Below are 4167 nucleotides of genomic sequence, written 5' to 3' on the forward strand. Positions count from 1 at the left end.
GGGGTGGCCGGGCCCCCGGCCACCCCGTCGCCGCTGCGCCCCAGTGCCTCAGTGGTGGAAGCCCGTCGCCGCCTCCTTGTCCCTCGTCAGGGGCCGCGACTGGCAGCGCAGTTCGGGCAGGAGGCGGGCCAGGTCCTCCAGGAACAGCTGGGCGAGGTCGGAGGAGAAGCCGTTGCGGCACACCACCCTCAGCACGGAGAGGTCCTCACGGTGGGCGGGGAAGGTGTACGCGGGCAGCAGCCAGCCCCGCTCCCGCATCCGCCGGGACACGTCGAAGACGTCGAACGCCGTGACGTCCGGGGCCGTGGTGAACGCGAACACCGGCAGCTGATCGCCCCGGGTGAGGAGCCGGAACTCGTCGAGGGCCCCGATCCGTTCCGCGAGCCCCATGGCGACGTCCCGGGTCGTCTGCTGGACGGCCCGGTAGCCCTCCCGGCCCAGCCGCAGGAACGTGTAGTACTGCGCCACCACCTGGGCGCCGGGCCGGGAGAAGTTGAGCGCGAAGGTCGGCATGTCGCCGCCCAGGTAGTTCACCCGGAAGACCAGCTCCTCCGGCAGCTCGGCGGGCGAGCGCCACAGCGCCCAGCCGACACCCGGGTAGACCAGCCCGTACTTGTGCCCCGAGGTGTTGATGGAGGAGACCCGCGGCAGCCGGAAGTCCCAGACCAGGTCCTCGTCCACGAAGGGCGCCACCATCGCGCCGGACGCGCCGTCCACATGGACGGGGATGTCCAGACCCGTGCGCTCCTGCAACTCGTCCAGTACGGCGCAGAGTTCGGCGATCGGCTCGTACGAGCCGTCGAAGGTGGAGCCGAGGACGCCGACGACCCCGATGGTGTTCTCGTCGCACAGCTCGGCGGCGGCCCGCGGGTCGAGGTGGAAGCGGTCGCCCTCCATGGGCACCTGGCGGGCCTCGACCTCCCAGAAGTTGCAGAACTTGTCCCAGCAGACCTGCACGTTGACGCCCATGACGAGGTTCGGGCGGGCTCCCGGGTACCGGTCCGCGTTGCGCTTGGCCCAGCGGCGCTTGAGCGCCATGCCGGCGAGCATGCACGCCTCGCTCGATCCGGTCGTCGAACATCCGACGGCGGTGGCCGGATCCGGCGCGTTCCACAGCTCGGCGAGCATCGCCACGCATCGGCGCTCCAGCTCGGCCGTGCGCGGGTACTCATCCTTGTCGATCATGTTCTTGTCGCGGCACTCACCGAGCAGTATGTCGGCCTGCGGCTCCATCCAGGTGGTGACGAAGGTCGCCAGGTTGAGCCGGGAGTTGCCGTCCAGCATCAGCTCGTCGCGCACCAGCTGATAGGCGGTGGAGGGCGTCAGAGGTCCGTCCGGCAGTCGGTGCTGGGGCGGTGCCTCGGTCATGCCGCCGACCGGATTCGCCTCTCCGTAGAAGGGGTTGACGGTCGAGGGGTGCTCGTCGGACTTCGCGGGGCCTTTGTGGAGCGCCATGATGCCTCCGGTCGTCTGGGCGGGGCCCAGGGGGTCGAGAAGGTCCAGGGCTCCATGGTGGGCCACCTCCTCGCCAAAATCGGGTAAAGCCGACATCGCGCGGGGTGGTTTTCCTGCTTGCACCTCACGTGACGTGAGGCGTCAGCCTGGACCGCGTACCGAAAAGGCCGAAGAAGAGGCCGAGAAAGAGGCCGAGGAAAAGGCCGAAAAGGAGGAGGCGGAGGCCATGAGCCACCCCGTGGGACAGGTCGCCGCTCTCGCCGGAGTGACGGTGCGGACGCTGCACCACTACGACGAGATCGGACTGCTCGTGCCGAGCGGTCGCAGCCACGCGGGCCACCGGCGTTACAGCGACGCCGACCTCGACCGGCTGCAACAGATCCTCTTCTACCGGGAGCTGGGGTTTCCGCTCGACGAGGTCGCGGCCCTGCTCGACGATCCGACGGCGGACCCGCGCGCGGAACTGCGCCGGCGGCACGACCTGCTGACCGCCCGGATCGAGAAGCTGCAGAAGATGGCCGCGGCCGTGGAGCACGCCATGGAGGCACGCACGATGGGCATCAACCTCACACCCGAGGAGAAATTCGAGGTCTTCGGCGGCAAGGACCCCGAGGAGCACGCGGAGGAGGCCGAGAGCCGCTGGGGCGGCACGGAGGCGTACGCCGAGTCGCAGCGCCGCGCCGCCCGCTACGGCAAGGACGACTGGAAGCGCATGCAGGCCGAGGTCACCTCCTGGGGCGGGCGCTACGACGCCCTCATGGCGTCCGGCGAACCCGCCACGGGGGAGTCGGCCATGGACATGGCCGAGGAGCACCGGCTCCACATCACCCGCTGGTTCTACGAGTGCACGTACGACATACACCGGGGGCTCGGCGAGATGTACGTGTCCGACGAACGGTTCAAGGAGTTCTACGACTCCATGCGCCCGGGGCTCGCCGAGTACCTCAGGGACGCGATCACGGCGAACGCGGCGCGGCACGAGGTGTAGGGCGCGGCACGGGAACAGTGGCCGGCACGGGAACAGTGGCCCGGTAAGGGAACAGCGCCCGGTAAGGGGCGTCCGCAATGGCGGACGCCCCTTACCGCCCCTTGCCGAAGGGATGCGCTACTCCTTGACCATCACCACGGCCGTGCCGTACGCGCACACCTCCGTGCCCACGTCCTGCGCGTCCGTCACGTCGAAGCGGAACATCAGCACGCCGTTGGCGCCCCGTGCCCTCGCCTGCTCGACGAGCCGTTCCATGGCCTGGTTGCGGGTCTCCACCAAGGTCTTGGTGAGGCCCTTCAGCTCGCCGCCGATCATCGACTTCAGCCCCGCGCCGATCTGGCTGCCCAGATGTCTGGAGCGGACGGTCAGCCCGAAGACCTCGCCGATGACCTGCTCGACCCGGTAGCCGGGTACGTCGTTCGTCGTCACGACCAGCACGTCGGACTGGGGGCCCTGACCGCCGCCGTATTCTTCGATACCCATGGCTCACAGCTTTGTCCCAGTCGGGGCACAGTGCATCCTGTAGGAGCCGGTGGAACCTGGTCACATCGTGGCGCGTTGATAACTTTGGTCGGCCACACCTTCGCCCGCCGCCGCATCCACCACCCTCAGGAGCCCGGAAACGTGACGACGCTTGCCCTTGGCCCAAGCTGGTTGGATCCGGACTACCTGCTGGACTCGTTCGGTATCTGGGGCCTGCTCCTGATCGTCTTCGCCGAGTCGGGCCTGCTCATCGGCTTCTTCCTGCCGGGTGACTCGCTGCTGTTCACGGCGGGCATGCTGATCACCGCCGGCACCCTGGACTTCCCGCTGTGGGGCGCCATCGCGCTGATCTGTCTCGCCGCGATCCTCGGCGACCAGGCCGGCTACATGTTCGGCAAGAAGGTCGGCCCGTCGCTCTTCACCCGGCCGGACTCCCGCCTCTTCAAGCAGGAGAACGTCGCCAAGGCGCACGAGTTCTTCGAGAAGTACGGCCCGAAGTCGCTGGTGCTGGCCCGCTTCGTGCCCATCGTGCGCACGTTCACGCCGATCATCGCCGGCGTCAGCGGCATGAAGTACCGCTCGTTCCTGATCTTCAACGTGATCGGCGGCGTCCTGTGGGGCGCGGGTGTCACGGCGCTCGGTTCCTGGCTCGGCAGCATCGAGTTCGTCCACAAGAACATCGAGCCGATCCTGCTCCTGATCGTCCTCATCTCGGTGGTCCCGATCATCATCGAGTTCCTGCGCGCCCGCGGAAAGTCCAAGAAGAACGCGGCGAACGGCTCGCAGGACGAGCCCCGGGCCGGCCACGCCCAGCAGGCGGCCCCCGTCATGGACGACCGCACGGCCCAGCTCCGCCAGATCCCGCAGCCCCACCAGAACGGCTACGACCAGCAGTACGACCCCCGGCACGGCCAGGACCAGGGCTACGGCGACCAGGGCCAGCAGCAGTACGACCAGTACGGCAACCAGGACCAGAACCAGGACTACTACCAGCAGCAGCCGTACGGCCAGGACCAGAACTACGGCGGGCAGCAGTACCAGCACCCGCAGGGCTACGGGCAGAACGCCCAGCAGTACCCCGAGGACCAGCAGCAGTACCAGCAGGGCCAGCCGTACCAGCAGCAGTACCCGTACGGCCAGGACTACGGCCGCAACTGATCAGCGCCCCCAGTTCCCCGCGCCCCTCAGGGGCGCGGGGCACAGCGCGCTCAGCCCCAGACGGCCGACAGCCGACATCTGCT

4 protein-coding genes are annotated in these 4167 nt (G+C 68.7%); 2 read left to right on the plus strand and 2 right to left on the minus strand.

Going from position 1 to position 4167, the window contains the following annotated elements; genetic code table 11:
• Positions 1 to 48: 48 nt before the first annotated feature.
• The gene (locus tag ACFVH5_RS44005; RefSeq protein WP_384801785.1) at positions 49 to 1455 is read right to left on the minus strand and encodes a glutamate decarboxylase; all 1407 of its coding nucleotides are present in this window, start codon (positions 1453 to 1455) and stop codon (positions 49 to 51) included.
• Between the two features lie 226 nt (positions 1456 to 1681).
• Here ACFVH5_RS44005 and ACFVH5_RS44010 point away from each other — a divergent pair, with 226 nt between their 5' ends.
• Positions 1682 to 2443, plus strand: coding sequence for a MerR family transcriptional regulator (locus tag ACFVH5_RS44010; protein WP_385839308.1), 762 nt, complete (start codon positions 1682 to 1684; stop codon positions 2441 to 2443).
• A 117-nt stretch (positions 2444 to 2560) separates the two neighbouring features.
• On the opposite strand, the gene ACFVH5_RS44015 is transcribed toward ACFVH5_RS44010, so the two are convergent.
• Complete coding sequence (locus ACFVH5_RS44015; protein ID WP_385839310.1) at positions 2561 to 2926, minus strand: YbjQ family protein; 366 nt, start codon at positions 2924 to 2926, stop codon at positions 2561 to 2563.
• 141 nt (positions 2927 to 3067) lie between these two features.
• Here ACFVH5_RS44015 and ACFVH5_RS44020 point away from each other — a divergent pair, with 141 nt between their 5' ends.
• On the plus strand, positions 3068 to 4084 hold the full coding sequence (locus ACFVH5_RS44020; RefSeq protein ID WP_385839311.1) for a DedA family protein: 1017 nt from the start codon (positions 3068 to 3070) through the stop codon (positions 4082 to 4084).
• Positions 4085 to 4167 lie beyond the last annotated feature (83 nt).

It is taken from the genome of Streptomyces sp. NPDC127119, assembly GCF_042677425.1.
Taxonomy (GTDB): Bacteria; Actinomycetota; Actinomycetes; order Streptomycetales; family Streptomycetaceae; genus Streptomyces.